This window comes from Euzebyales bacterium, assembly GCA_035461305.1.
GTDB lineage: Bacteria > Actinomycetota > Nitriliruptoria > Euzebyales > JAHELV01 > JAHELV01.
The window spans coordinates 1-26,005 of record DATHVN010000157.1; the positions used below are offsets into that span (position 1 = coordinate 1).

Here is a 26,005-nt window from a genome sequence, read left to right on the forward strand (position 1 = left end):
CCACCTCCAACACCAGCCGACCGCCGACACCGACGGCGGCCGGCGCGCCGATCCTGGACCGCACACTCGCGGGCACGCCGCCCCGGACCTCCACCACACCGATGTCCAGCTGTGGCAGCGGGACGTCGGCGCGGTACGTCACGACCATCGCCACCGGGACGAGGCCCACCACGCCAGCGCGCCGTTCCAGCACCCGGCTGCCGATGGCGACGGCTGGCTCCCGCCGGAACGCGCGCACCTGTACACCGCACCCGACACCGGCACACCAGGGGAACGTGGCGGCGACACGGCAGCGGACCCGTCGCGCGAGGACACGGTGACGAGGTCGGAGATAACACCCTGGTCCCGGCCCGCCGACGAGCCGGCCCCGCAGCATGAGCTCCCGCAGCCGACCGACACGTCGCGCTGGCGGGTGACCGGCGACCCCTGGGCGCCGCCCGACGAGCACCTCGCCGAGGAGTACCACAGCGAGCGGGCCACCAGCCGCCGCACGCCCAGCTGGCAGCACGACGGCGCGGACATCTGGTCGACGGACCGGTGGCGGCCCCGGGCCAAGGAGACGGCCGGTGACGAGTCCCTCGATGACGAGCGCCGGGACGCGGACCTCTTCGATGCCTCAGCGCGCCACGACACGGACGAACACCTGACGACGGACGAGCACCTCAGAGGTCCGGCACCGATGCCCGACGAGGTGGAACGCCCGGTATTGCAGACTGACGCCAGCAACGACGCCCGCTTCGCCAACTGGCGCCACGACGATCACATGGGCGAAGCAGCCGGTGCGGCGACCAACGGCTCGTACCGCAACGGCCGGCACGCCGACGACGCACCACCGGCTGTCACCGGGCAGGCTCGGGATCCGTGGGCCAATGCCTGGGAAGACCCCGCGGCACCGGACATCAGTGAGGTGTGGACACCCGTCTTCGACCGCAGTTGGCAGATCAACGGCAACGGGCACGCTGCTCCCGATGCGCAGTACCTCGAGCCGTCCCGTGGCGATGCCGGTGAGATCCCGAGCGATGCCCTCCGGCCCGGCGACACCCCCTGGTCCCCACCGGCCGACAACGCCGCGCCGTCCGACCTCGTGCCCGATCCGATCCAAGGTGAGCGGGCGAGGCGGTGGACCGACGACCACGGCCGGTCCGCGATCGACGCGCCTTACGGCGACGCGACGGTCGACGGGGTCGAGACCCAGGACGACGAGGACCACGTCCCCACGCGCGACGACGCTCGCGGCGTGGATGCGCCGCCGATCGAGCCGCATGACGACTTGGCGCATGACGTCACCGAGCGCATCGCGGACGCACAGCCGTCCACACCGCCCGTCGGGAACGAGCGCAGTGCTGCTGACGTGGCGGCCGCACCGCATGTGGAGCCGGCGATCAGCGACGCCCCGGATGCGGGCCGACGCCCCCATGTGGCCGCGGACCCCGCACCGATCTCCGAGGACGCAGACGACGGTGCCCCCGCTGTGCGGGTGACGGAGGTCTCCACCGCGCCCGCACCGCAGCCCGCGCCCGACCCCGCCGCCGCCCAAGCAGCGCGGCATGAGCGCGGGGCCCCCGTGACGCGCGCCCGACCCGAGCGGACGGCCGCGACCTCCACGCGTCGCACCGACGCCCCAGTGCCTCCACCGCTGGCGTCGCTGCGCAACACCCGGCGGTCGGACGAGTGGCGGGACCCGATGGAGGCGCTGCAGTCGCTCCAGGACCAACTCGACCGACTGGGTGGAACCGGACGGCGCAACCGGCGCCCACGTCGCGCTGGCTCCGGTGACACGGATCGACCCGAGCGCTGACCCGTGTGGCGGATCGCCTGGGCCAACGTGCGTGGGCACCTGCTGCGTACCATCGCGACCGCGGTGTCGGTCGTCTTCGGCGTCGCGTTCGTCACGGGCACCTTCGTCTTCACGGACACGGTCCGCGACGCGTTCGAGAGCCTGTTCGGCTCGACGATCGAGGGCGCCGATCTCATTGTCTCGGCCGCTGACGACGGTCGGTCGGGCGCAGCCGGCCTCGGTGGTGTGCCACCGGACGTGGCCGAGCGGGTCGCGGCCGTCGACGGCGTCGCCGCGGCGGAGGCCCGGTACCGCGGCCTCGCCAAGCTGGCGCGCGACGACGGGACACCGCTGGGCGGCTTCGGCTCGCTGCTGCAGGGCATCGACGCGCCGACGATGCCCGACGCGATCACCGTGCGCTCCGGTGCCCTGCCGACGGCCGACGACGAGGTCGCCATCGACGCGATCAGCGCGGAGGAGCTGGGGCGCTCGATCGGCGACGAGACCGGCCTGCTGCTCAACGGCCCGGAGCAGTCGTTCCGGGTCGTCGGCATCATCGAGCCGCCCGGCGCGGTGCAGGACCTCGCCGGCTCGACCACCGTCGTGTTCAGCGATGCCATGGCCGAGCGGCTGTACGGGTCTGACGGCGCGACCTACATCGCCGTCCGGGCAGCGGACGGGACGAGCACCTCCGAGCTGCGTGACACGCTCACGGCCGAGCTCGGCACGAGACTCGAGGTGCTGACGGTCGACGAGCTCGTGACCGACTCGGTCGCGCAGGTCGGTGAGTTCCTCGGCTTCCTGACGCGCGGCCTGCTGGTGTTCGCGGGAGCCGCGCTCCTGGTCGGCGCCATCATCATCTTCAACACCTTCGGCATCACCGTGACGCAGCGCACAAGGGAGCTGGCCCTGGTGCAGGCCATCGGCGCCGACAACAGGCAGGTGCTGCGCGCCGTCCTCGGCGAGGCGTTCATCGTCGGCGTGGTCGGATCAGGGGCGGGCGTCGCGATCGGCGTTGTCACGGCGGTCGGGCTCCGTGAACTGCTGCGCCTGGTCGAGCTGCCACTGCCGTCGACGCACCTGGTCTTCGAACCGCGGACGGCAGCGATCGGGTTCGCGGTCGGCGTGATCGTGACGGTCATCGCCGCCCTCGGACCGGCGGTGCGGGCCGCCCGCCGTCCTCCCGTCGACGCACTGCGCGCCGCGGGGACCGGCGCCCGCACCACCGTCTCGACGCCGCGTCTGATCGCGGGCTCCCTCGTCGGTGGCATCGCGGCGTCGACGCTGGTCGGGACCGGGCTGGACCGTGGTGGGATGATCGGACTGGCCGTGGGCGCAGCGGCGCTCACGCTGGCGATCGTGCTGCTCGCGCCGCTGGCCACCGGACCGCTGACGGCGATGATCGGCCTGCCGGTCCGCGCGATCCGCCGGCTGCCGGGCACGCTCGCCCGCGCCAACGCGGTCCGCAACCCGGGACGCACGGCCGCCACGGCGACGGCCCTGCTGGTCGGTCTGGGGCTCGTGACGTTCGTGCTCATCCTCGTGTCATCGTTCCGTTCGTCACTCGACCGCGTGATCGTGGAGCAGTTCCGTGCGGACTACCAGCTGCAGGCGGTCGACCAGATCGGGTTCCCGAGCGCCGTCACCAACGACGCGGCGGCGGTCGACGGCGTCGCCCTGGTGAGCGCCGCAAAGGTGATGCGCGGTGACGTCAACGGCGAGACGCGCACGATGTTCGCCATCGACCCGCAGACGCTCCCAGAGGTGTACGACGTCGAGGTGCTGGAGGGCGACCTCGCGGACCTCGCCGACGGCGGCGTCGCCGTGTCGAAGAAGCTCGGCGTGCCGCTGGGAGCGCAGATCGCGGTCCACATCGGGAGCTCGGCGCGGTCGACACCCAGGCAGGTCGTGGCGCTCACCGAGGACGTCCACCTGCCTGGCACGACCCGGATCGCCCAGGCGCTGGTCGACGTGTCGACCGCCGGTGAGGCGGTCGCCGAGCAGCAGGACCTGGTCGCATTCGTCGGGCTGGCCGAGGCTGCCGACCGGCCCGCGGTTCGCATGGGGCTGGAGGGGGTGGTCGCCGAGCAGCCGGATGTGCGCGTCGCCGACACCGCCGAGCTGCGGGCCCAGGTACGCGACCAGACCGATCGCCTCCTCGGCCTGGTGATCGGCCTCGTCCTGCTGTCGGTCATCATCGCCTTCGTGGGCGTCGTCAACGCGCTCGGGCTGTCGGTCGTCGAGCGTTCCGACGAGCTCGGGCTGCTGCAGGCGCTCGGCATGACGGGTCGGCAGGCGCGGTCGATGGTGCGCTGGGAGTCGGTGATCATCACCATGCTGGGCACCGCCGTCGGTCTCGGCCTCGGCACCATGTTCGGCTGGCTCGGGGTCCGTGTGCTGCGCGACGAGGGCCTCACCGCGTTCACGCTACCGACCACGCAGATCGGCATCGCAGTCGTCGTGATGCTCGGCGCCGGCGTCGTCGCCTCGGTCCTGCCCGCGCGACGGGCCAGCCACGTCGACGTGCTGCGCGCGGTGACCGTCGAGTAGGCTGCGACCACACCATCGAGCCGGTCGGCCGTGACGGTGCTCAGCGCCGATGCGTGTGGATTGCGCCCCCAGGGCCGCTCCCTATACTCGGCGCTAGTCCGCAGCGCCAGGCTCCACGACGCATGTCGTGGGCCGGCTCGCCAGGACATCAGCGCGGGGCCCGGGACCACGCCAGCGGCTCCGCCGGACGCATCTCTGGACGCACTGTCGTGCGCCGCGCACACCCATCACGGCGCGCCGCGCGACGTGGCCACCCGACGGACCGAGCGCCGGGTCCCGAGCGAGGAGAACCAGGCCCGATGACTGCCACGCCTGTGGTGAGTGTCCTGACCGCTCTCTGCGGTCTGGCACTCGCCGCGTACTTCTACACCGTCGTGAAGGCGGCCGACCCCGGCAACGACCGGATGGTCGAGCTGATGAAGGCGATCCAGGAGGGTGCGCGCGCCTTCCTACGACGCGAGTACCGCTGGATCGCGGTGTTCGTGGCCGTAATGATGCTCCTGATCTTCGTGTTCCTCGACTACGGCCGTCCGTGGGGCGCGCTCGCGTACCTGTTCGGCGCCGTGTTGTCCGGTCTGGCGGGCTTCATCGGCATGACCGTCGCGACGCTGGCCAACGCGCGGACCACGCAGGCCGCGCGGTCCGGTGCCCAGGCCGCCCTGCCGCTCGCCTTCCGCGGCGGCGCGGTCATGGGCTTCTCGGTCGCCGGCCTCGCGCTGCTGGGCCTGGGGCTGAGCTACATAGTCTTCGTACAGGTCCTCGAGGTCGATCAGCCGTTCCAGGTGCTCACCGCGTTCGGCCTGGGCGCCAGCTCGATCGCGCTGTTCGCGCGCATCGGCGGTGGCATCTACACCAAGGCCGCCGACATGGGCGCGGACCTGGTCGGCAAGGTCGAGGCCGGGATCCCCGAGGACGACCCCCGGAATCCCGCGACGATCGCCGACAACGTCGGCGACAACGTGGGCGACGTCGCCGGCATGGGCGCCGACCTGTTCGAGAGCTACGCCGGGTCGATCATCGCGCCGATCGCGCTCGCAGCGTTCGCGTTCGCCGACACCGGCGCGTTCCAGTCACGCGCCCTGCTGTTCCCGCTGGCCATCGGCGCGTTCGGCATGATCGCCTCGATCCTCGGCGCCTTCCTCGTCAAGGCGGCACCGGGCGCCACAGGGCGGCAGCTGGCCAGCGCGCTGCACCGTGGCTCGAACGTGGCGCTCGGGCTCACCGTCGTGCTGTCGTTCGTGTTCGGGTTCCTGTTCTTCAACGGCGTCGAGGGCGTCGACAACTGGTGGGGCTTCCCTGTCGCCGTCACCGCGGGCCTGCTGGTGGGCACGGCGATCGGCTTCGTCAGCGAGTACTACACGTCGGACCACTACGGTCCCGTCAAGAACATCGCCATGGCCAGCGAGACCGGCGCGGCGACGAACATCGTCGGAGGCATCGCCTCCGGCATGCAGTCCGTGGCTGGTGCCGTCGTCCTGATCGTGATCGCCGTCGGGGTGTCCTTCTTCGCCGGCGAGCAGGCCCTGCCCAACGTCGAGAACACGGGCATCTACGGCATCGCGCTCGCCGCGATCGGCATGCTCGCCACCACGGGCGTCGTCGTCTCGGTCGACGCGTACGGCCCGATCGCCGACAACGCCGGCGGCATCGCCGAGATGGCCGAGCTGCCACCCGAGGTCCGCGAGGTCACCGACGAGCTCGACTCGCTGGGCAACACCACCGCAGCTGTCGCGAAGGGGTTCGCGATCGGCTCGGCGGCCGTCACCGCGCTCGCGCTGTTCAAGGCGTTCGAGCAGGCGATCCTCAGCGCGGGCGGGACCATCTCACTCGACATCGGCACCGTCGACGTGTTCGCCGGGCTGTTCATCGGCGCGATGCTGCCGTTCCTGTTCGCCGCGCTGACCATGCAGGCCGTCGGCCGCGCCGCCAACAAGATGATCGAGGAGGTCCGCCGCCAGTTCGACGAGGTCCCAGGCCTGCGCGAGTCGCTGTCCGCCGGCCCCGAGGCGGTCATCGGCACCCGCACCGACGTCAAGCCCGACTACGAGCGCTGCGTGTCGATCTCGACCGAGGCCGCGCTCAAGGAGATGATCGTCCCCGGTGGGCTGGCGGTCGTCGTGCCGCTCGTCATCGGCTTCATCTCGACCGACGCGCTCGGTGGGTTCCTGGCCGGCGCGCTGGTCACCGGCTTCGCGCTGGCGATCTTCATGGCCAACGCGGGCGGCGCCTGGGACAACGCCAAGAAGTACATCGAGGCCGGCCACCACGGCGGCAAGGGCGGCGAGCCGCACAAGGCCGCGGTCGTTGGTGACACCGTCGGTGACCCGTTCAAGGATACGTCGGGCCCGGCGATGAACATCCTCATCAAGGTCATGACGATCGTCTCGCTGATCTTCGCAACCGCCTTCGTGTGACCCGGACGGCCCCACGTTGTGCGGTCGTCCAGGTACGACGGGATCCACCCACAGGGATGGTCCCGTCGTGTCGCATCGGCCAATGTGTGGCCAAGGATCCGTCGTGCAGGATGATCGCTGCCGGCACCCGACGGGGCCGGCAGCCAACGTCCGACAGGTGCGGAGGATCGATGGTCACCGAGCAGCTCAGCGACGCGTTCGACACCTTCTATCGCGAGCACGCGCCGGCGGTCTTCGACCTGGCGCTGCGCCACGGCGGTGACCACACCACCGCCGTGGCCTGCGTCGACGCGATCTTCGCCGAGCTGTCCGAGCACTGGGGGCAGATCAGCGACCCGCTGCGCTTCGCCCGCCGCGCCGCGGTCCTGTTCGTGTGCGGCTCACACCGTCGCGTCGGGCACGCGATGCGGTTGTGCCGACCGGGCCCGCGGTCGCGGACCAGTCACCGGCCCGAGGCCGCTCTCGCCGCGCTGACCGCAACGGCCTGACCGCCCGCCAGCAACCCGACGCGCGCTGAGGGTCTGTCTCCGGACCCTAGCAGCGCCCCCAGCCGTACACCCAGGACACGTCCGACCGTCCCAGCGGATCGGGCCGCATCTGGATCTCGACCTGCTGGTAGCCCTGGTCGAGCAACAGCATCTTGAGCTCCTCACCGGTCACGCTCGTCACGTGGACCGGGCCGACCTCGGGCTCGTCGACCAGGTCCAGGTCGCCGCGGCCCTCGCGGAAGGACACGAAGATCGGCCCGCGCCCGTGGACCCTCCGCAGCTCGCCGAACGCCGCGCGCATCTCGCGTCGCGGCAGGTGTTGCAGCGCCGCGGCTGCCCACACCCCCTCGAACACGCCGTCGGCGAACGGCAGGCGGCGAAAGTCCCAGCGCGCCAGCGGGCGCTTCGGGAACAGCATGTGGCCGATCTTCATCAGCTCCTCGCTGCGGTCGCCCGCGAACACGGCCAGGCCCTGGTCGCGCAGCACCCGCACGTCCAGCGCGGGGCCGCAGGCGACATCGATCACGCGGGCGTTGCGTCCCGCCAGCGTGCCGAAGGTCCGCACCGCATCGAGCGGCCGTCGCTCCTTCCACAGCTCGTGATAGCGCTCGGCCGCGCGGCCGTACGCCTCGATGGTCTCCTGTGTCCGTGGATCCACGCGTCCCGCCAGTCTGGAGAAGCAGCCTGTGGCGTCGATGATGCCAAGTCGGCGGGCGGCCCGCGACCGCTCACACGGTCCGGGCGGTCAGCCCGTGCCGACGACGAAGCGCAGCCGCATGAGGTCCCCGTCGGGCTCGTGGCTGAACTCGTCGGTCAGCCCCTCGATCAGGGTGAAGCTGAGTCCGGGGTCGAGCAGGTCCACGCCCGGGTGGTCGGTGTCGTTGACGGCATCCGTCGGGTGGTCCAGACCCAGCACGACCACCTCGAACCCGGCGGACGTCCTGCCGAAGCGCAACTCGATCGGTGCGGAGCTGTCACCGAAGTCGTTGCTGCCCGTCGCGTTGGCCAGCGCCTCGGCGACAGCGATCTTGACATCCTCGACCCGGTCCTGTGCGACGCCCGCCAGGCGGGCGGCCTGGGCCACCACGAGCCGTGCGAGACCGACGTAGGCCGGGTCCCGCGGGATGCGGAGCTCGATTGCAGGCATCGACGAGCGGCTGTCGGCTGCTACGACAGCGCCTCCTCGAGAGTGTCGTGGATCGGGAACACCTTGGTCAGTCCGGTGATGCGGAAGATCTTGAGGATGCGCTCCTGGTTGCAGACGAGCTCCAGCGAGCCGTTGTGGGACCGCACGCGCTTGAGCCCGCCCACCAGGACGCCCAGGCCCGTGGAGTCGAGGAACTCGACCTTCGTCATGTCGACGACGATGTTGTAGTGGCCGTCGCTGACGAGCTCGACCAGCTTCTCGCGTAGCTTCGGCGCCGTGTAGACGTCACATTCGCCCGCGACGTCGAGGACGGTCGTGTCGCCCTCGGTGCGGTGTTCCAGCGTCAACTCCACGTCGTACCCCTTGGTCTTCCGCATGTGCTCGACTCGATGGGCCGGCGGCGGATCGTATGGTCGGCACGGGGACCACCGCGCCTTCTGATCTGGTGGTCTATCCGCAGCGCGAGGCCAACAAACTTCGCGGGACCTTGTTCCGCGAACGGCTGGTGGACCGGCTCCGCCGGACAGTGACTCCCGGGGCCTGGTTCCGCGAACGGCTGGAGGACCGGCTCCGCCGGACAGTGACTTCGTGGGCCCGGTTCGCGCGACCAGAGGAGCGGCTCCGTCGCACACCGACGTCGATCCGTGCGCAGCGTTCGGTCCGCGGGCCGCGTGACGACGGTTTCAGGGGCTGTCTCCCGGACCGGTCGTGTGCCTGGTCGTATCGCTGCTCGACTCCCGACGGCCCATGGAGCCTACGGCACGGTGACCAGGGCAGCTGCGCCCGGCTCGCAAAGGCGCGGTGAGCGACGCACACCGGGCTTGTGTCGGCGCGAGCCGCAACGACGCGAGCCGGGATGCAGATGCGGCCGAATGCCGGCCGGCACCGGGGGACAGACCCTAGCCTGGCGACGTGGACAGCGACGCCCTGCTCCGGATGCTCGCCGAGGACGCTGCCGAGGCACACCCCGACGCCCTCGACCGGTCGCGACTGACCGCGGTCGAGGTGCTGCCCGCACGTCCACCGCGAACGACGGGCCTGCCCGACTGGCTCTCCCCGCTTATCGTCCAGCGCCTTGGCCTCGCGGGCATCACGTCGTTGTACGACCACCAGGCCGAGGCCGTCAGGCGGATCCGCGCCGGAAGCCACACCGTGGTCGCCACTGGCACCGCCAGCGGCAAGAGCCTGTGCTACCAACTCCCACTGCTGCAGGCCGTGCTCGACGACGACCGCACGACGGCGCTGTACCTGTCACCGACCAAGGCCCTCGCCAGAGACCAGGTTCGCGCGCTGCGCGACTTCCGCCTGCCGCAGGTGCGTGCCGCCGCGTACGACGGAGACCTGCCGCGCGCCGAGCGCGACGCCATCCGCAGGACGGCCAACGTTGTCCTGACCAACCCCGACATGCTGCACGTCGGCATCCTGCCCAACCACCGCCGGTGGGGCGACTTCCTCCACCGCCTGGCGCTGGTCATCGTGGACGAGTGCCACGTCGCGCGCGGCGTGTTCGGGTCGCACGTCGCTGCGATCCTGCGGCGGCTGCGCCGGATCTGCTCGCACTACAGCGCGGAGCCGACCTTCGCGCTCGCGAGCGCGACGATCGGGAACCCGGCCGAGCACGCCACCTCATTGGTCGGTGCGCCGGTCGAGGAGGTAGCGACGGACGGAGCCGGGCGTCCACGGATGGTCATCGGCCTGTGGGAGCCGCCGCTGATCGACGATCAGCTGCGCACCCGCCGGTCGACGCTCGCCGAAGCGTCCGACCTGCTGGCGGCGATCGCGACGACGGACCGGTCCACGCTCGCCTTCGCGCGGTCCCGCGCCGGCGTCGAGCTGCTCGCCATCCACGCCCGGCGCAACGCCCCGGACCTTGAGGTCCGGGCGTACCGGGCCGGACTGCTCGCCGACGAGCGACGGACCGTCGAGCGCGGCCTGATCGACGGCACCATCCGCGCGGTCGCTGCCACCGACGCGCTGGAGCTCGGCGTCGACATCGGCAGGCTCGACGCGGTGATCGTCGCGGGGTGGCCGGGCACCGCCGCGTCGTTCTGGCAGCAGGCCGGTCGGGCGGGCCGTCGCGGCAACGAAGCGCTGGTCGTGTTCATCGGCGACGACAACCCGCTGGACCACTACCTGCTCGCCCACCCTGTGCGCCTGCTCGGCCGCCCCCTGGAGCATGCGCGCAGCGACGTGTCGAACCCCCACATCCTGGCGCCGCACCTCGAGTGCGCGGCGTGGGAGCTGCCCCTGGACGCCGACGAGGAGTGGTTCCCGCCCGCGGATTCCACGCCCTTGATCGAGGCTGGGATCGCGGACGGACGGCTGCGGCGCCGCAACGACCGGGTCTACTGGGCGGGGCGGGGCTCGCCCGCGGCCAGCGTCCACATCCGCTCGACCATGGGCGCACCCGTCACGATCGTCGAGGGATCGACCGGCGTGGTCATCGGCGACGTCGACGCGGCGCGTGCCCCCGCGACCGTCCACCCGGGTGCCAGCTACCTGCACCAGGGGCGCAGCTGGCGGGTGACCGACCTGGACCTGGACACCGGCGTCGCCGCCGTCGAGCGCGACGACGGGACGACCTACACCCGACCGCGCAGCGATACCGATCTGCTGGTCCTCTCCGAGCTGCGGCGACGGCCCTGGGGGAGGTGCGTGCTGTCGTTCGGACGTGTGGAGGTCACCACGCAGGTGCTTGCCTACGAGCGCCGCCACGTCTTCTCGGGCGAGTCGCTCGGCGTGGTCGAGCTCGACCTACCGCGCCAACGCCTGCAGACGGCTGCGGTGTGGCTCACCACGCCACAGCCCGTCCTCGACGTCGCTGCCCTGAGCACGCAGCGGTGGCCGGGTGCGCTGCACGCCGCGGAGCACGCCGCGATCGGCCTGCTCCCGCTGTTCGCCATGTGTGACCGCTGGGACATCGGTGGCGTGTCGACGCCGTGGCACCCCGACACCGCGAACCCGACGATCTTCGTCTACGACGGCATCCCCGGCGGCGCGGGCATCACGGCGCGCGCGTTCGACATCGACGCGCTGTGGTGGGCGGCCACACGGGACGCGATCCGCGCCTGCCCGTGTGACGACGGCTGCCCCTCGTGCGTGCAGTCGCCCAAGTGCGGCAACGGCAACGAGCCACTCGACAAGGCCGGCGCGATCGCCCTGCTCGACGCCGCGCTGGCCGACCATGACGCTGCCTGACCATCCGCCGAGGGCGGTCAGACGAGATCGGGTGCGCAACCCGTACGCCCGACCGCACCCGCACCCGACAACACCGCCACCCCACCGCTGGCGCACGACCGCCCACCGCCGAGACACGCGCACCCGATGACGGCGGCGTGCTCATCCCGGAAGCCAGGTGCGGGGGTCGATGGGGCCGGCTGGGGTGCGGACCTCGAAGTGCAGGTGCGGGCCGGTCGAGGCGCCGGTCGACCCGACCAGGCCGATGACCTGTCCCGCGGCGACCTGCTGTCCGGCGCGGACGAGCAGCCGCGACTGGTGGGCGTAGCGGGTGGTGGTGCCGGCGGCGTGCCGGATGTCGACCGCGTTGCCGTAGCCGCCCATCACCCCGGCGGCGACCACCGTGCCGGCCGCGGCCGCCCGGATCGGCGTTCCCGCGGGCGCGCCGAGGTCGATGCCCGCGTGCAACCGCGAGGTTCCGGTGAGCGGATGGACCCGTGCGCCGAACCCGCTGGTCACCGGCGCGGCCACCGGCCACATCCGACCTCCGGGACCCATCGGACCGGACGGCGGCCCATCGGCGACGCCGCCGCCCATCAACGCCGCGGCCGCCTCCGCCTCGACCTCGGGGACCACCGCACTGAGCAGGGTCGAGTCAGGCGGGACGCCCACCGTCACGTGACGCCGTGCGGGGTCGTCACCGCAGCACGCGAGGACCGCACCGCCGTTGGCGCGCGCAAGCACGCCCGCGGCGTCCCGCCCGTCGCCGCCCGCGTCGCCCATCGCGGCCAGCGCCGCAGCGTCCGCGGCGGTCTGCGCCCGCCCACGGGTGACGAGCAGGTCGGCCACCACGGTCAGCGGCGCCAGGGTCAGCAGCAGGGCTAGTCCGCCACCGACCACGGCCAGCAGCGCCACCGACCCCCGCTCGCCGCCGGAGGTCATTCCCGCGGCACGGGGCCGGCGCCGAGCCTGCACCCGGGTGCGGCTACGGTCGCCGGCGTCCTCGAGCGTGCCCGGGTGCGTTCCGGGCGAGGCGGGTCGTCAGCCGTCATCGCCGAACAACCCCACCGGTGCCTCGCGCCGGAAGGCCGCGCGGGCGGGCAGCCACAGCTGCACGCCGACCGACGCGAACGCCCGGGTCGCGAGCTCGACGCGGGCCTCGACGAGACCGTCGTGGTCCTCGAACTCCAGCCGCACGTCGCGGTCGCCCGCCAGGTCCTCGACGACATCGCGCGCATGCTCGTCGCCGTCCACCGCCGCCGTCCGGCCTGCCTCCCGCGCAATGCCGTGGGCCACCAGCACGTCGGCCAGCAGCAGCCCTGTCTGGGCCAGCAGGCCCAGCAGCACACCCAGCAGCGGCACGATCATCGCGAACTCCAGCGCCTGGCTGCCCGTCTCGCCTCTCGCGAGCGCCTGGCCGCCCACCTCCCCGGTGGTGGGTGGGGCGGGGGCACGGCCGGCGCCGACCGCACCCCCGGGCATGGTCGTCAGAACCATCCCTCGATGACCTTGCTGAGCGTGCCGATCACGGCATCGACCAGCGCCCGCAGGGTCTCTCGGTTCTTCAGGATGGCCACCAGTCCGGAGCACGCCGCGGCGCTGACGCCGCCGAGCATCGCGTACTCCGCGGCCTGCGCGCCACGTTCGGCGTGGTCGCGCAACGGTGCGACGTGACGCTCAGCGGCCTCGACGACGCGGGCTCCCACGTCGGTCGCGGCGAGCCGCACGCCGACATCCAGGCGCCGGGTGATCGTGGCCAACTGCTCGGTCATGCTCGTTCCTTTCGTGTCGGGCCGACGCTCACGTCGCCAATGCCGTCCACACCAGGGGCGGGACGACCGCGATGACGAACGCGGGCAGCGTCAGCAGGGTGGTGGGGAAGACGAGGGCGAGCTGGACGCGCTCGGCCGCGGTCTCGGCGGCGGCACGCTGTCGGGCACGGATCGCGTCGCCGAGCAGTGTCAGGGGCGCGGCCGGCGCGACCCCCCAGCGCTCGGTGGCGGCCAGCACGGCGCCGAGCTCGTCGAGGCCAGCGCCGGCGAAGGCCCGTTCGATGTCCGTGCCGGCCCGCAGCCGACGTCCGATAGCCTGCAGATCGTCGTCGAGTGGCGGCGGTGTGACAGCGGCGAGGTGCTCCAGCGAGGCCTGCAGGCCGAGGTCCGCGGAGATGAGCATGCGCAGCAGCGCGACCAGCTCGAGCGCGCTGTAGGGCGGCGATCGGTCCTCGGTCCGCGGGCGGCCGGCGATCGCACCGACGGCGCCGGACACGACCAGGGCCGGCAGCGGGTGGACCAGCACCGTCACAGCGACCAGCACGGGCACGGCGACCGCGAGCGCCCTGGCCCGGTCGAACACACCCGACCTGGTCGCCAGCGGATCGGCCAGCCGCGCCGCCTCCGCCGCACGACGTACGAGACGGCGCGACCAGGTATGTGCGCCCGCGGCGAGTGTGACCGATGCCGCTGCGCACGCCCAGCCGATGGGCCCGGCGTAGAAGCCGAGCGCTGCGGGATCGACGAGCACCAGCAGCGCCCAGGCCCCCACCGGTAGCACGGTCAGCAGCCGTGCCGTTCCCACCGCCTGCGCCGAGCGTGCCCTGATGCGCTCGTCGTCTGCGAGCGCATCCTGGCGGGTCGCCAGCGCCACGTCCACCGCCGACACCGCTCCGTGTCCGCAGCGCTCGGCCAGCGCGAGCGCCCGCAGCAGTGGTCCCGGCCCCAGCGGCCCGGCATCGCGGGGAACGGCACACGCGAGCTCCGGCAACGAGCGTCCGAACCGCACCTGCTGCACCGTGTCGGCCAGGCCCGCGTCGGTGACCGTCGCCAGCGCCTGCGCCGGTGGGACGCCGACGCTCAGCGCTGCCCGGACCCGCAGCAGGTCGATCGTGGAGACGGCCGTCATGCCGCATCCCTGCGCCACAGGTCGTGCCAGCGCAGCCTGCCGTCGGCACCAGTACCGTCGACCTGGGCGATCTGGCGTAGGCCCCGCCGGCCGTCGGTCGCACGTCCCAGCACGACCACAAGGTCCAGGCTCACGGCGAGCTGCGCGCGGATCGCCGGCACGGGGAGCCCGGCGAGCAGAGCCATGCCCTCGAGCCGCACCAGCGCCTCGTCGGCCGCGCGCGCGTGCACCGTGGTCATGCACCCCTCGTGACCGGTCGCGAGGGCCGCGAGGACGTCCACGACCTCCGTGCCGCGCACCTCGCCGACCACGATCCGGTCAGGACGCATCCGCAGCGCCTGGCGGACCAGATCGCGGAACTCGACCGGTGTCCCGCCGTCGGGACCCGCCGGCCGGGTCTCCAGCCGGACGACGTGCGGGCAGCGTGGTCGCAGCTCCGGTGCGTCCTCGACAACCACGATCCGCTCGGACGAGTTGACCTCACCCAGCAGGAGGCCCAGCAGCGTGGTCTTGCCTGTGCCGGTGCGACCGCAACACACGATGGCACGGCGGTCGGTGACCGCGACCTGCAACAGCCGGCGCGCGGTCGCGGGAACGGCACCGGCCGCCTCGAGGTCCTCCCACGAGTGCTCTATGGTCGCGAACTTGCGCACTGTCACCAACGGCCCCTCGGCGGCCAGCGGTTCGCCCACGGCGTGCAGCCGGCTGCCGTCGGGCAGGCGCGTGTCGACCGTCGGGTGCGCGCGGTCGAAGCGCAGGCCCTGCGGACCGACGACGCGCAGGACCGCGGCACGCAGCGACTCGGCGTCGGGATAGGTGACGGACGTGCGCTCGAGCCGCCCGTCGCGCTCGACCCACACCTCGCCCGGCCCGTTGATCATCACATCGGTGACCGCCGCGTCACGGAGCAGCCGCTCCGCCGGTCCGAGGCCGGTGAACAGGTCGGTCATCTCGCGGACCACGGCCGCCAGCCCCCGGTCGTCGACGAGGATCTGCTCGGCACGGATCGCCCTGGCGATGGCGGCCCGCAGCGCCGGGCCGCGTTGCGTCCCGGCACCGGCCAGCACAGGGTCCTGTGCGACGCGCCGCCGGACGCGTTCGAGGTCGACCGCCGTCATGACCAACGCTCCAGGCGGCGCAGCCCCGTGCCGAGCTCGTCGAGCCAGCGGCCCGGCAGGCCCGAGGGAACCCGACCGTCGAGGCCGGCGCGGGCCACCCGCACCGACCACGGCAGCTGGACCAGCGGCGCCCGTTCCAACGCGCGCCGGGCGTCCGACGGCCCCAACGGCGACCGACCGTTGACGATCACCGGTAGGTCGTGCTCACGCGCGCGGCGCAGCCCGGCATCGGGACGGGTGACCAGCACTGTGGTCGACGACGTCACCCGGGTACCGTCGTCGACGACGACCACGTCGCCGGCCCACCCTGCGCCAGCTGCGTCGCCGCGGCCCGCCGACACCGACAGCCCGGCGGCGCCCGCCACCGCGACGTGCGTACCCACCGAGTGCGCCCGACCTGAGGAGCCGGTCAACTCCAGCAGCGCGCCGCCGCCGACCACGAGCACCGAGGCGCCACCCCACGCGAGGACACCGCCGACCGCGAGTGCGATCGTCGACGTGCCGACCCCGCCCGCCACGCCCGCGACGGACACCCGGGGCCCGCGCGGCCCGATACGACGGGTGAGATCCACGCGCGTCGCGACGACCGGGATGCGCTCCCGGCCCTCTGGCCAGCCGACGACGTCCTCGGCCCCCGCAGTCAGCTGCGCGGTGACGACACCGTCATCGGGTGGCCCTTCGGTGACCGCGATCCACGGCAGCCCGCCACACGGTGCGTCGGCCAATGCGAGGATCGGCCGCAGGGGCCCGGCGGGGTCGACGACCTGCCAGCCGAGGTCACGCTCGACCCACGCGGTGACCACCGCGTCCAGCGGCGCCGGCAGTGCCACCACCACCGGGAGGTCGTCTATCATCGCTGGCTCCTGCCGCTGTCGTTCCTGACGGAGCGGCACGGTACGGCCGATGGGCGGACGACGCCGGGTCAGTGGGTGCGGGCCTGTGGACAACCACGCCCGCACAGAGCAGGACGGACGCGACCCGTGGTGGATCGCGTCCGTCCGGTCAGTCAGACGGGCAGGCGCCCGGGTCTAGTAGTAGTCGCGGTGATAGCGGATGCCGCCCGCGTCGACCTCGACCCAGCTGCTGCGCGGCAGGTTCGACCAGCGCCGGCCGGCTGCGGTGTAGCTCATGGTCCACTCGACGGCGAGCGTCGAGCCATCCTCGGATTCGAGCATGCGCTCGACGTTGATGTCGAGGTCCTCGCGGGCCTGCATCCACGAGTTCAGGTAGGAGCGGATGAGCGTCCGGCCCTCGTGTGGTGGGTTGTTGGGCTCGAGGAAGATCGACTCGACCGCGTACAGCTCGGCGACGGCGGTGTCGTCATCCTTCTCCATCGCAGCGCTGAGCTGCTCCCACAGTTCTCGTGCTCGACCCATCGGTTCTCCTCACCACACCGCGTTCGAGAGGCCACGGTGGATCCCATGCTCGGCGCGACCCCGTGGGGACCACGACGGCACGTCCGCGGCAACGATATCCGCGGCACGGCACGCGACCAAAGCGCCGATGCGCTACAGGTACTGGCCGGTCCCGCCCGGCTGCCGGTCGTCGCGCTGCGCGTCGTGCTGCCCAGCCGGACCCATCGCACCGGCCTGCATGCCGGGCGGCAGGCCACGCCGCATCCGCTCGAGCTGCTGGCGGGCGCTCATCTGCTGGCTGGCGATCGCGGCCTGGATGCCCTGGAACAGTCCCTCGAGCCAGCCGATGAGCTGGGCCTGTGCGATCCGGATCTCCGACTCGGTCGGGGTGTCGGTGTCGAACGGCAGGGTGAGCGCATCGAGCTCCTCCTGCAGTCCGCCGGTCAGCACCGACCGCATCTGCCGGAGCGATGTCTCATGGATCTGGCGCAGGCGCTGACGTCCGGCCTCGTCGGGGTCGGCGCGTCGGACCTCCTCCTGCATCTCGCGCAGCATGAGGGCGATCCGCAGCAGCTTCCCCGGCTCGGTGATCGCGTCCTGCTGCTCGGGCTCCTCCTCGACCACCTCGACCTCGTGGCCGGTGTCGGCGGTCTGCGCGGTCGGCCCGGCGGATCCTTGGGACGGTGCCGCCGGCTGGGCTGGGCGCTGGGGTACCTCTGTCAACGGTGCATCCTTTGCGTCCGCGGGTCGCTCACGACGTGCGCGCTCAAGCGAACAGGGCGCTCGCGAGCCGCGGTCGTGCGCGGCGGGTGATCTCGTGTTGGTCGCCAAGTACCCGGAACAGGTCGAGGAGCAACGTCCGCGCCGCGTCCCGCGTCTCGGGATCGGCGACCGCAACGAGCAGGACGTCGGCGGCATCGTCATGCAGCCCTGCGGCCACGAGGGCCCTGCCGTACTCCAGCCGCGCCCCGGGCGAGGTGTCCGCCTCCGAGGCGAGCGCCGAGAGCGCCTGACCGTCGCCCCCGCCAGTCAGGCGCAGCTCGGCCAGCAGCCGCTGGGCCTCGTCGTGCTGGGACGCCCGTTCGAGCAGGCCACGTGCGTCGTCGGTCCGGCCCTCGTCGATCGCCAGCCGGGCGGACGCGATCAGCGCGCCGGTGTGGCCGGGATCGGCTTCCAGCGCCTCATCCAGCAGCTCGGCGGCCCGCTGGGGCTCGGCGGCCGCACGCGTGACCAGGCGGTCGGCGGCGGTCGGCACCAACGTGGCGAAGAACTGCTCGATGACGGGCTCCGGCTGCAGGCCGATGAACTCGTTGACGACCCGGCGATCGCGGAACGCCTTGACCGAGGGAATGCCCTGGACGCGGAACTGCTGGGCGAGCCGGGGGGCCTCGTCGACGTTCAGCTTGACGACACGGACGTCGCCGGCGAAGCGGTCGGCCATCTGCTCGAGCAGCGGCGACAGCTGGCGGCACGGTCCGCACCATGGCGCCCAGAAGTCGACGACGACGGGCTGGGTGACGCTCGCGTCGAGGACGTCGGACTCGAACGTGGTCTCGGTGACGGCTGGGACGATGGTGGTGCTCATGGGACTCGGATGACCTACCGGTGTAGGGTTCAGCGGTCGATGTGGGCCAGGCGCAGCTGGCCGCGTGCGACGAGCTTGCCGTCGTCGCGGGTGATGCGGACCTCCCAGACCTGCTGGGTGCGCCCCTGGTGGACGGGGAGCGCCTCGATGTCGAGTTCGCCCTGACGGAACGGCCGGCAGAACTCGGTGTAGTTCGAGACGCCGACGACCGACTGGGCCTGCTCTGCGGCCTTCATGTGGCACCCAGGCTGCCGACCGTCTCGACGACCGACGCGTGCCAGCCGCCGTGGAGGATCCCCGCCTCCTGGTGGTGGCGGGGGCCGACCTGGGCGCGCGCACGCGCCTTGGTCGGGCCGACCTCCAGCAGGGTGAGGCCCAGCCCGGCTGTCAGGCCACGGCCGTGCGGGGATCGGTCGAGCTCCGCCGGCAGCTGCGCGAGCAGCTCGGCGACCTCACTCATCGCGGCGGGCCTCAAGGAAGTGCTCGATCTCCGCCGCGAGATCGTCGCCGGTCGGCAGCTCCTCGTCGTCCTCGCCGGCGTCGACCATCTGCTCGAGTGCCGTGACCATCGAGGCCGCGTCGTCGTGCTCGGCGACGGCCTCGGCGACCTGCTCGAGGTGCAGCGTCACCGCCGCCCGCAGCTCGGTGGTGTCGATGTCGACGCTGAGGGCGCCGGCGATGCGCTCGGCCAGCGCCAGCGCGGCCGGTGGGTGCGGGTTGGTGGCGATGTAGTGCGGAACCTCCGCCCACAGGCCGACGGCCGGGATGTCGTGACCGGCCAACTCGGCCTGGAGCACCGTGCTGGCGTTGATCGGACCGGTGTAGCCGGTGACGTCGACCGCGTCGAACTCCAGCACCTGGTTCACGCGGTTGCGCGCACGGCTGACCGCGACCGGCCGGGTATGCGGCGTCGCGGCCGGGTAGGCGCCCAGCTGGACGACCTGCTCGACGCCGAGCTGGCGGCACACGTCGGCGACCTGCCGGGCGAACGCCTGCCAGCGCATGTCCGGCTCGGGGCCGAGCAGCAGCAGGACGTCGCGGTCGCCGTCGTCGAGCGTCGCGGCCAGCAGCTCGATCTCCGGCCAGTCGATGCGCCGCACGACCCCGGAGTCGACCACCGCTGTAGGGCGCCGGGCGCGGTAGTCGATCAGGGCGTCGCCGTCGAGGCGGGCGATCGGCTCCGCCCGCCAGCGGTGTCGGAGGAAGGCCGACGCGTTGGACGCGGCGCTTCCTGCATCGACGAAGCCGTCGAGCGCGACGATGAGGACAGCGCGGCGCAAGGTCGGTGGTTCGCGGACCCAGTGCAGCAACTCGGACATGCCGCCAGGCTAGCGGCGGACGTTGCCGCCGGAGCGCGAACCCTAGGTGCCGGTGTCCGCCTCGGAGGGGGGGACGCTGCCACGCTTGGCCGCGGCGGGGTCGCGCGAGCGTCCCCGAGGGATGCGCTCGCGACCGTCGGAGCCGGGGCGCGTGCGCTCGGCGCCGTCGGAGTCGGGGCGCGTCCGCTCGGCGCCGTCGGAGCCGGGGCGCGTCCGCTCGGCGCCGTCGGAGCCGGAGCGCGTCCGCGGCGCCCGGGACCGGCCGCTGGCCCGAGTCCGGTCGGGCCGTTGGCGGACCGCGGGCCGTTCCGGGTGCTCGGTGGCCGGCGTCCGGGGCGCCTCGGGGCTGTTCGGGCTCCGCCGTGCCGAGGACGGCGCCGCGTCGTTCGTGCCGTCCGTCGACGGCGGCGCGGCTGTCGGCTGCTCGGCGGCCAGCGGTGGGGCCACCGTGTCGGACCGCACCGGCGGCGCCGGCTGCACCCGTGACGCCTGCAGGCTGCGCAGCACCCCGAGGGCGATGCCGGCGAGCAGCGCGTAGCCGAGCACGCCGATGAGGGTGGTGAGCACGAAGTCCTGCTCACCGAACATGCCCTGGAAGGGCACGAGGAACACGACCGAGAGACCCCGGACGAAGGCGACGATGATGTTGTCCTCGTTGGCTTCGAGCAGCCGGAACAGCGCGTCGAACGCCAGGACCCCGACGATGAACACGAGCAGCGTGTTGATCCAGCGGCCGACACTATCCCAGTAATTCATCGAGGCTCCTTGGCGCGCCCCCGGTGACTCGCACGGTTGCTGCGAATCCCAAGGGTAGTCGGTTTGACACCGATGCGACACGCCCTATCCAGGCCCGTCACCGCCGGTCAGCACCCGCCGGTAGCGGCGGAACTGGAAGCTGCGACGGCGCTCGGCGGCGACACGACTGCGAGACCCGGAGCCCTGGCCAGCAGGCGCCGAGCGCGACCGTGTTTTCGAGGCGGACCAGCGGCGGCGCCCGAGGCAGCACTGATGCCGGTACCGAACCCCACGTGGGGTTCGGGCTGCGGTCGAGGTCGAGCGTATCGGGATCGGCGAACGCCTCGGGATCGCGGTTCGCGCTGGCCAGCCGCAGGCCGGCCCGCGTGCCCGGCTCGAGCAGGGAGTGGATGTTGAGCGGGTTCCAGGGTCGTGGCGCTCACGCGGCTCGTACGGCGTGCAGACGCGACCGAGGCGGCGGTCGCGCAGCAGGCGGGCGACGTCGGCGTGCCTGGCAACGAGCTGCATGCCGGGTTTGTCGCACCAGGCAGGCGCAAACGTGAAGCAGAAGGTGCAGTTCAGTGGCCCACGCCACAATCCGTCGTACGTCGGGTACGGATCGTCGACGAGCGTCGCCGGACGAACGGGATGCTGCTCATGGTGTTCCGGCCGGGCGGACGTCGGCGCGCCCCCGTGGTGCAGCGCACGCAGCATCGCTGCAGCGCGACGGCACGGGGCGGCGGCCGCGGGGCCAGCAGGACCTCCGGGTCCGCCGGCTCGGGCGACCGCTGCCTGCCGCACGACCCATCGCGCGGCACGCAGGTCCCGATCGGCCCCGAGGACGCGGTGATCATCCCAGGCGTGCAAGCTCCGTGCCCGCGGCGGCGCCCGTGACGTGCAGCTGTGGCGTCATGCCCGTCGCACGGGCGAAGCCTTCGGTCACCGCGGCGGTGAAGTCGTCGACCCGGCCGGCCGCGACCAGGGCCACCCCACAGCCTGCGAAGCCTCCTCCGGTCATCCTCGCCCCGATGCACCCCGGTGCCTCGCCTGCGCACGCGACGATGGCGTCCAGTGCGGGGCCCGAGGCCTCGAAGTCGTCGCGCATGCTGGCATGCGCGTCGGCCAGCAGCCTGCCGAGCGCTACGGTGTCGCCCGCGCGCAGGGCGTCGGCCGCGGCGGCCGTCCGGGCGTGCTCGGTCACGACGTGCCGGGCACGGCGACGCAGCACCGGATCGTCGAGCGCCTCGACGGCGTCCCGGTCGGCGTCCCGCAGCGCGTCGACGCCCAGCGTGGCGGCGGCCGCGTCGCACTCCGCACGTCGAGTGTTGTAGGCCGATCCGGTCAGCTCACGCCGCGTCGTCGTGTCCATGACGACCACGACGATGCCGCCGGGGAGCGGCACATGGGTGATGTCGAGCGACCGGCAGTCGATCAGCAGCGCATGTCCGGCGCGTGCGGCCGCCGACGACAGCTGGTCGAGGATGCCGGAGTCGACGCCCACCCAGTCGTTCTCGGCACGCTGGCCGAGCCTGGCCGCGCTGATCGGGTCCCACGCCCGGTCGCCGGTCAGCGCACGGCAGACCGCCATCTCGAGCGCCGCCGACGACGACAGCCCTGCGCCGGCCGGCACGTCCGAAGCGACCGCGCCGAGGACGGGCTCGACCCCGACGCCGGCCTGACCCATCGCCCAGGCCACACCCTGGACGTAGGCCCCCCAGCCGTCGAGTCGCCCGCCGACATCGGCCGGGTCCACGACGACCTCGGCTTCGGCGTCGTCGGAGACCAGGGTGACCGGTCCGTCGTGGGGTACGGCCGCCAGCCACAGCGCGTGGTCGATGGCGAGCGGCAGCACGTAGCCGTCGTTGTAGTCGGTGTGCTCTCCGATGAGGTTCACGCGCCCGGGCGAGCGGACCAGCACCGCGGGCGCACGACCGAAGCGCGCGCGGAAGCGCCGCAGGGCGCGCTCACGGGCGGGGTGGCCGCTCACGACGGATCACCGGCGACGTGGTGCTCAGCGGGCAGGTCACGCAGACGGGCCGCGGCCTGTTCCGCGGTGAGGTCGCGCTGCGCCTCGCCGAGCATCTCGAAGCCGACCATGAACTTGCGCACCGTCGCCGAGCGCAGCAGCGGCGGGTAGAAGTGCGCGTGCAGCTGCCAATGGCCGTCGTCGCCGCCCGCGCCGGGCGCGCCGTGCCAGCCCATCGAGTACGGGAACGGTACCTGGAACAGGTTGTCGTAGCGGACCAGCAGGCGGCGCAGGACGTCGGCGAGGGCGTCGCGCTCGACGTCGGACAGCTCGGGGAGCCGGCGCACGTGCCGGCGCGGCAGCAGCAGGATCTCGAACGGCCATACCGCCCAGAACGGCACCACCGCCATCCAGTGGTCGTTGTCGACCACGATCCGCTGGCCGTCGGCCGCTTCGCGTTCGCCATAGTGCACGAGCAGCGGTGCACCCAGCTCCGCATGCCAGTGACGTTGCTGGCGGTTCTCGACGGCGGCCCGCTGCGGCAGCCGTGTCAGCGCCCACAGCTGGCCGTGGGGGTGCGGGTTCGACGCGCCCATCTGCTCACCACTGTTCTCGAACAGCTGCACCCACGCGTACCGCCGCGACAGCTCGTCGGTCTGGTCGACCCACACGTCTACGACCGCGCGGATCTGCGTGGTACGCATCCGCGCCAGCGTCAGATCGTGCCGCGGGTGGAAGCACAGCACCCGGCACACCCCCGGCTGGCCCTCGGCGTGCAGCAGCGGCGACGCCGACCACACGTCGTCGGACGTGTCGGGTCGCAGCGACGGGAAGTCGTTGTCGAACACGAACGTGCCGTCGTAGCCGGGGTTGCGCCTGCCACCCGCCCGTTCGTTGCCCGGGCACAGGTAGCAGTAGGAATCGTACGCCGGCCGGCGCTCGGGTGGGCCGCCGTCGGTCGCGCCCCGCCAGGGCCGCGTGGTCCGGTCCGGCGACACCAGCACCCACGCGTCGGTCAGCGGGTCGTACCGGCGGTGCGGACCATCGAATGACTCCACCGGCGTCACCCCGTCGTGGGCAGCATGACGGGCGGCTCTGCGGCGACCAGCCCGAAGTCAACCTCCCGCCCGCCGATGTCGTAACGGTACCGGCCCAGCCGTGTGACCTCGACGTCCTCGGTGAGGTAGGCGGCCAGCGCGTCACGTTCGTGCCGGTCCAGCGTCGCGGGGACGTCCGAGGTCGCGCGGAACCGGCACACGCGCGTGAGGTCTGCGATCAGCGCCTTCTGCTCCTCGCTCAGCAGGCAGTAGCGGGTGCGGAAGTATGCGACATCCGGGTCGGTGCCGATCAGCGGCCGCAGCCACAACCGATGCACCGAGGTCGCGACCGCGTAGCGGGCCTGCGGCGCGGCGAGCCGGTGCAGGTACCGGGTGGCCTCCGTATTCTCCCACACCTCCGCGACGTCCGGACCCACGCGGAGGGCGTCGAACACCCCGAGCGACGGCACCACCGGCGCACCGCACGCCAGCAGCACCACCTCGTCACCCACCACACCGCGGAGCGCCCGGATCGCCTGTCGGTAGGCGACGTGCCGCTCCACGTCGGCGTGCCGGACACCAGGTAACGCACCCGCGTAGACGAAATCCAGCTTGAGGTAGTCGAAGCCCCAGCCCACCACGGTCCGCAGCACCTCGGCCACGCGGGCCAGGGCGTCGGGGTGGGTGACGTCGAGCGCGTGGACACGGCCACCCCAGTTCCAGCCCGCCGACACCAGCGCCCCCGCGTCGTCGCGCAGCAGCCAGTCCGGATGGTCCCGGAGCAGCTGGGACCGTTCGTGCGCCAGGAACGGCGCCACCCACAGGCCGGGACGGAACCCCGCGGCGCGGATACGGTCCGCCAGCGCGCGCATCCCCGACGGGAACGCGTCGTTGGCCTCCCAGTCGCCGATCTGACGCTGCCAGCCGTCGTCGACCTGCACCACGTCGAACGGCAGCCCCTCGAGGTCGTCGACCACCTTGTGCAACGCCGGCTCGGTGATGTCGCCGTAGAACGAGTACCACGAGCACCACACCCGCTGGTCGGGCAGATCGCGTGTCCCGACGACCCCGCCGAGCAGGCGCGCGTAGGCGGCGAACACCACCTCTTCCGTGCCGTATGCCACGAACCACCTGTCAGTCGTGTCCGACCACGCCGTCAGTCCGTGATCGCCCAGCTCGACGCGCCCGCTGATGCCCAACGCGCCCACCAGCAGCACCCCGCCGACATCCTCGACCGCACCGACGACAGCACCGCCCTGCCGGGCCGCGGCAGCATGGACGGGGTCGTCCTCAAAGACCCACAGATCACGCACCGGCACCGGCGCGACCGGCTCGTCGACTGCCAGCCACCGCGTCTGGCTCCACGACATCCACCCGTGCCGGTAGAAGCGCCGCGGGGGCGCCGGGAACCCGACCACGACCCTGTTGCCACGCAACACACGACCACCAGCGACCGGCTCCGGCTCCGACGCGGCAGTCGCCTGCACAGCGACGTCGCCCAGTCGCACCCGCACACGGTGCATCGCAGTCCTTCCTGATCACCGACGGCGGTCCATGCGCCCGTCGAGGCACCGACTGACAGGGTTACGGTGACCTTCCGTTCCGTTGTGGTTCCACAAGCCTCGCACACGTTGCGACGGTGACGATGGGGCGCCTCTCGGTCCTCCACTGCGCGGCCACGCTGGGTGCGTTCGACGCACGATGCTGGTCCGGGGGGAGCCGTCCCCGCGCGGCGTCGGCGTCCGTCGATCGATGACGGATCGACATGCGGGCATCCGCTGACTCGGCCACGTCGTGTCTCCTGCCCCGCCGAGCAGCGCCGCAGGACGATCGTCGCGCTGGTGCGCTCCAAGCCGTTCGTGCGCGTCGCCGACCTGTCGCGCCAGTTCGGCGTGTCCGAGGTCACCATCGGCGCCGACCTCGAATCGCTCGACGCGGAGGGCCACATCCGTCGCGGGGGCGCCGTCGTCGTCCCGCAGCCACGCCATGAGGTCTCGTACCTGGAGTCGCTCGGCGAGCATGCCAGGGAGAAGGACGCGACCGGCGCGGTGGCGGCCGCCCTCGTGCTGCCCGGCGAGTCGGTCTTCATCGACGTCGCACCACCGCCACCGCGCTGGCACGTGCGCTGTGATCTCGAGGACACCGTGCTGCTGACCAAGCCCTGCCCACCGCGCTGGAGCTCGAGGCCGCGATCCCCGCTTCACGGTCATCGTCATCGGCGTCACGCTCCGGCCCCTCCAGCACTCGCTGGTCGACCCGCCGGCGCCCGTGCTGCTGGCGCAGCTGCACGTCGACGCGGCCTTCATCGGGTGCACCGGGACCACGGCCACGGAGGGCATCACGAACATCAACCTCCCGGAGGCCGGGGTGAAGCGCCAGGTCGTGCAGGCGGCGCGACGGACCATCGTCATCGCCGACGGCACGAAGGTCGGCTCC

24 protein-coding genes are annotated in these 26,005 nt (G+C 72.6%); 5 read left to right on the plus strand and 19 right to left on the minus strand.

The features are described 5' to 3' along the window. From VK923_14385 to VK923_14400, 4 genes are all read left to right on the plus strand, one after another. On the plus strand, positions 1-1,798 hold a 1,798-nt coding region (locus VK923_14385), incomplete at its 5' end, for a hypothetical protein (GenBank protein ID HSJ45863.1). 3 nt (positions 1,799-1,801) lie between these two features. Beyond that, entirely contained in the window at positions 1,802-4,327 is a 2,526-nt protein-coding gene (locus tag VK923_14390) for an FtsX-like permease family protein (protein ID HSJ45864.1), read from the plus strand. Positions 4,328-4,626: 299 nt separating this feature from the next. Continuing rightward, positions 4,627-6,741 (plus strand): sodium-translocating pyrophosphatase, encoded by a 2,115-nt coding sequence (locus VK923_14395; GenBank protein HSJ45865.1) that lies wholly within the window; start codon positions 4,627-4,629, stop codon positions 6,739-6,741. Between the two features lie 170 nt (positions 6,742-6,911). Beyond that, complete coding sequence (locus VK923_14400; protein HSJ45866.1) at positions 6,912-7,229, plus strand: hypothetical protein; 318 nt, start codon at positions 6,912-6,914, stop codon at positions 7,227-7,229. A gap of 46 nt (positions 7,230-7,275) precedes the next feature. Here the strand turns inward: VK923_14400 and VK923_14405 are convergent, their stop codons facing one another. The 3 genes from VK923_14405 to VK923_14415 all read right to left on the minus strand — a co-directional run bounded on the left by VK923_14405 (position 7,276) and on the right by VK923_14415 (position 8,753). Then, positions 7,276-7,887 (minus strand): class I SAM-dependent methyltransferase, encoded by a 612-nt coding sequence (locus VK923_14405; protein HSJ45867.1) that lies wholly within the window; start codon positions 7,885-7,887, stop codon positions 7,276-7,278. A gap of 87 nt (positions 7,888-7,974) precedes the next feature. Then, positions 7,975-8,376, minus strand: coding sequence for an ATP-binding protein (locus tag VK923_14410; GenBank protein HSJ45868.1), 402 nt, complete (start codon positions 8,374-8,376; stop codon positions 7,975-7,977). 20 nt (positions 8,377-8,396) lie between these two features. Beyond that, the gene (locus VK923_14415; GenBank protein HSJ45869.1) at positions 8,397-8,753 is read right to left on the minus strand and encodes an STAS domain-containing protein; all 357 of its coding nucleotides are present in this window, start codon (positions 8,751-8,753) and stop codon (positions 8,397-8,399) included. Between the two features lie 535 nt (positions 8,754-9,288). On the opposite strand from VK923_14415, the gene VK923_14420 reads away from it, so the two are divergent. Beyond that, positions 9,289-11,574 (plus strand): DEAD/DEAH box helicase, encoded by a 2,286-nt coding sequence (locus VK923_14420; GenBank protein ID HSJ45870.1) that lies wholly within the window; start codon positions 9,289-9,291, stop codon positions 11,572-11,574. Between the two features lie 141 nt (positions 11,575-11,715). On the opposite strand, the gene VK923_14425 is transcribed toward VK923_14420, so the two are convergent. The 16 genes from VK923_14425 to VK923_14500 form a co-directional block, all read right to left on the minus strand. Beyond that, entirely contained in the window at positions 11,716-12,495 is a 780-nt protein-coding gene (locus tag VK923_14425; GenBank protein ID HSJ45871.1) for a M23 family metallopeptidase, read from the minus strand. Between the two features lie 99 nt (positions 12,496-12,594). Next, the gene (locus VK923_14430; protein HSJ45872.1) at positions 12,595-13,050 is read right to left on the minus strand and encodes a TadE/TadG family type IV pilus assembly protein; all 456 of its coding nucleotides are present in this window, start codon (positions 13,048-13,050) and stop codon (positions 12,595-12,597) included. Beyond that, positions 13,041-13,325: a hypothetical protein gene (locus VK923_14435; protein HSJ45873.1), complete on the minus strand. Its 285-nt coding sequence runs from the start codon at positions 13,323-13,325 to the stop codon at positions 13,041-13,043. Before VK923_14435 ends, VK923_14430 begins: the two co-directional genes overlap by 10 nt. Before the next feature lie 28 nt (positions 13,326-13,353). Further along, positions 13,354-14,454, minus strand: a complete 1,101-nt coding sequence (locus VK923_14440) for a type II secretion system F family protein (GenBank protein HSJ45874.1) — start codon at positions 14,452-14,454, stop codon at positions 13,354-13,356. Beyond that, the gene (locus VK923_14445) at positions 14,451-15,572 is read right to left on the minus strand and encodes an ATPase, T2SS/T4P/T4SS family (protein HSJ45875.1); all 1,122 of its coding nucleotides are present in this window, start codon (positions 15,570-15,572) and stop codon (positions 14,451-14,453) included. The genes VK923_14440 and VK923_14445 overlap by 4 nt, the downstream gene beginning before the upstream one ends. Beyond that, positions 15,569-16,426, minus strand: coding sequence for a hypothetical protein (locus VK923_14450; protein ID HSJ45876.1), 858 nt, complete (start codon positions 16,424-16,426; stop codon positions 15,569-15,571). Before VK923_14450 ends, VK923_14445 begins: the two co-directional genes overlap by 4 nt. Before the next feature lie 174 nt (positions 16,427-16,600). Beyond that, the gene (locus tag VK923_14455) at positions 16,601-16,948 is read right to left on the minus strand and encodes a nuclear transport factor 2 family protein (GenBank protein HSJ45877.1); all 348 of its coding nucleotides are present in this window, start codon (positions 16,946-16,948) and stop codon (positions 16,601-16,603) included. 132 nt (positions 16,949-17,080) lie between these two features. Beyond that, on the minus strand, positions 17,081-17,650 hold the full coding sequence (locus VK923_14460; protein ID HSJ45878.1) for a proteasome activator: 570 nt from the start codon (positions 17,648-17,650) through the stop codon (positions 17,081-17,083). 43 nt (positions 17,651-17,693) lie between these two features. Beyond that, on the minus strand, positions 17,694-18,512 hold the full coding sequence (locus tag VK923_14465) for a tetratricopeptide repeat protein (GenBank protein ID HSJ45879.1): 819 nt from the start codon (positions 18,510-18,512) through the stop codon (positions 17,694-17,696). 29 nt (positions 18,513-18,541) lie between these two features. Further along, on the minus strand, positions 18,542-18,748 hold the full coding sequence (locus VK923_14470) for a PaaI family thioesterase (GenBank protein ID HSJ45880.1): 207 nt from the start codon (positions 18,746-18,748) through the stop codon (positions 18,542-18,544). Further along, positions 18,745-18,972 (minus strand): hypothetical protein, encoded by a 228-nt coding sequence (locus VK923_14475; GenBank protein HSJ45881.1) that lies wholly within the window; start codon positions 18,970-18,972, stop codon positions 18,745-18,747. Before VK923_14475 ends, VK923_14470 begins: the two co-directional genes overlap by 4 nt. Then, the gene (locus VK923_14480) at positions 18,965-19,831 is read right to left on the minus strand and encodes a PAC2 family protein (GenBank protein ID HSJ45882.1); all 867 of its coding nucleotides are present in this window, start codon (positions 19,829-19,831) and stop codon (positions 18,965-18,967) included. Before VK923_14480 ends, VK923_14475 begins: the two co-directional genes overlap by 8 nt. 42 nt (positions 19,832-19,873) lie before the next feature. Beyond that, entirely contained in the window at positions 19,874-20,587 is a 714-nt protein-coding gene (locus VK923_14485; GenBank protein ID HSJ45883.1) for a hypothetical protein, read from the minus strand. 829 nt (positions 20,588-21,416) lie between these two features. Then, positions 21,417-22,553, minus strand: a complete 1,137-nt coding sequence (gene galK, locus VK923_14490) for a galactokinase (GenBank protein HSJ45884.1) — start codon at positions 22,551-22,553, stop codon at positions 21,417-21,419. Continuing rightward, positions 22,550-23,590, minus strand: a complete 1,041-nt coding sequence (locus VK923_14495) for a UDP-glucose--hexose-1-phosphate uridylyltransferase (GenBank protein ID HSJ45885.1) — start codon at positions 23,588-23,590, stop codon at positions 22,550-22,552. The genes galK and VK923_14495 overlap by 4 nt, the downstream gene beginning before the upstream one ends. A gap of 5 nt (positions 23,591-23,595) precedes the next feature. Continuing rightward, complete coding sequence (locus tag VK923_14500; GenBank protein ID HSJ45886.1) at positions 23,596-25,092, minus strand: glycoside hydrolase family 36 protein; 1,497 nt, start codon at positions 25,090-25,092, stop codon at positions 23,596-23,598. Positions 25,093-26,005: the final 913 nt, after the last annotated feature.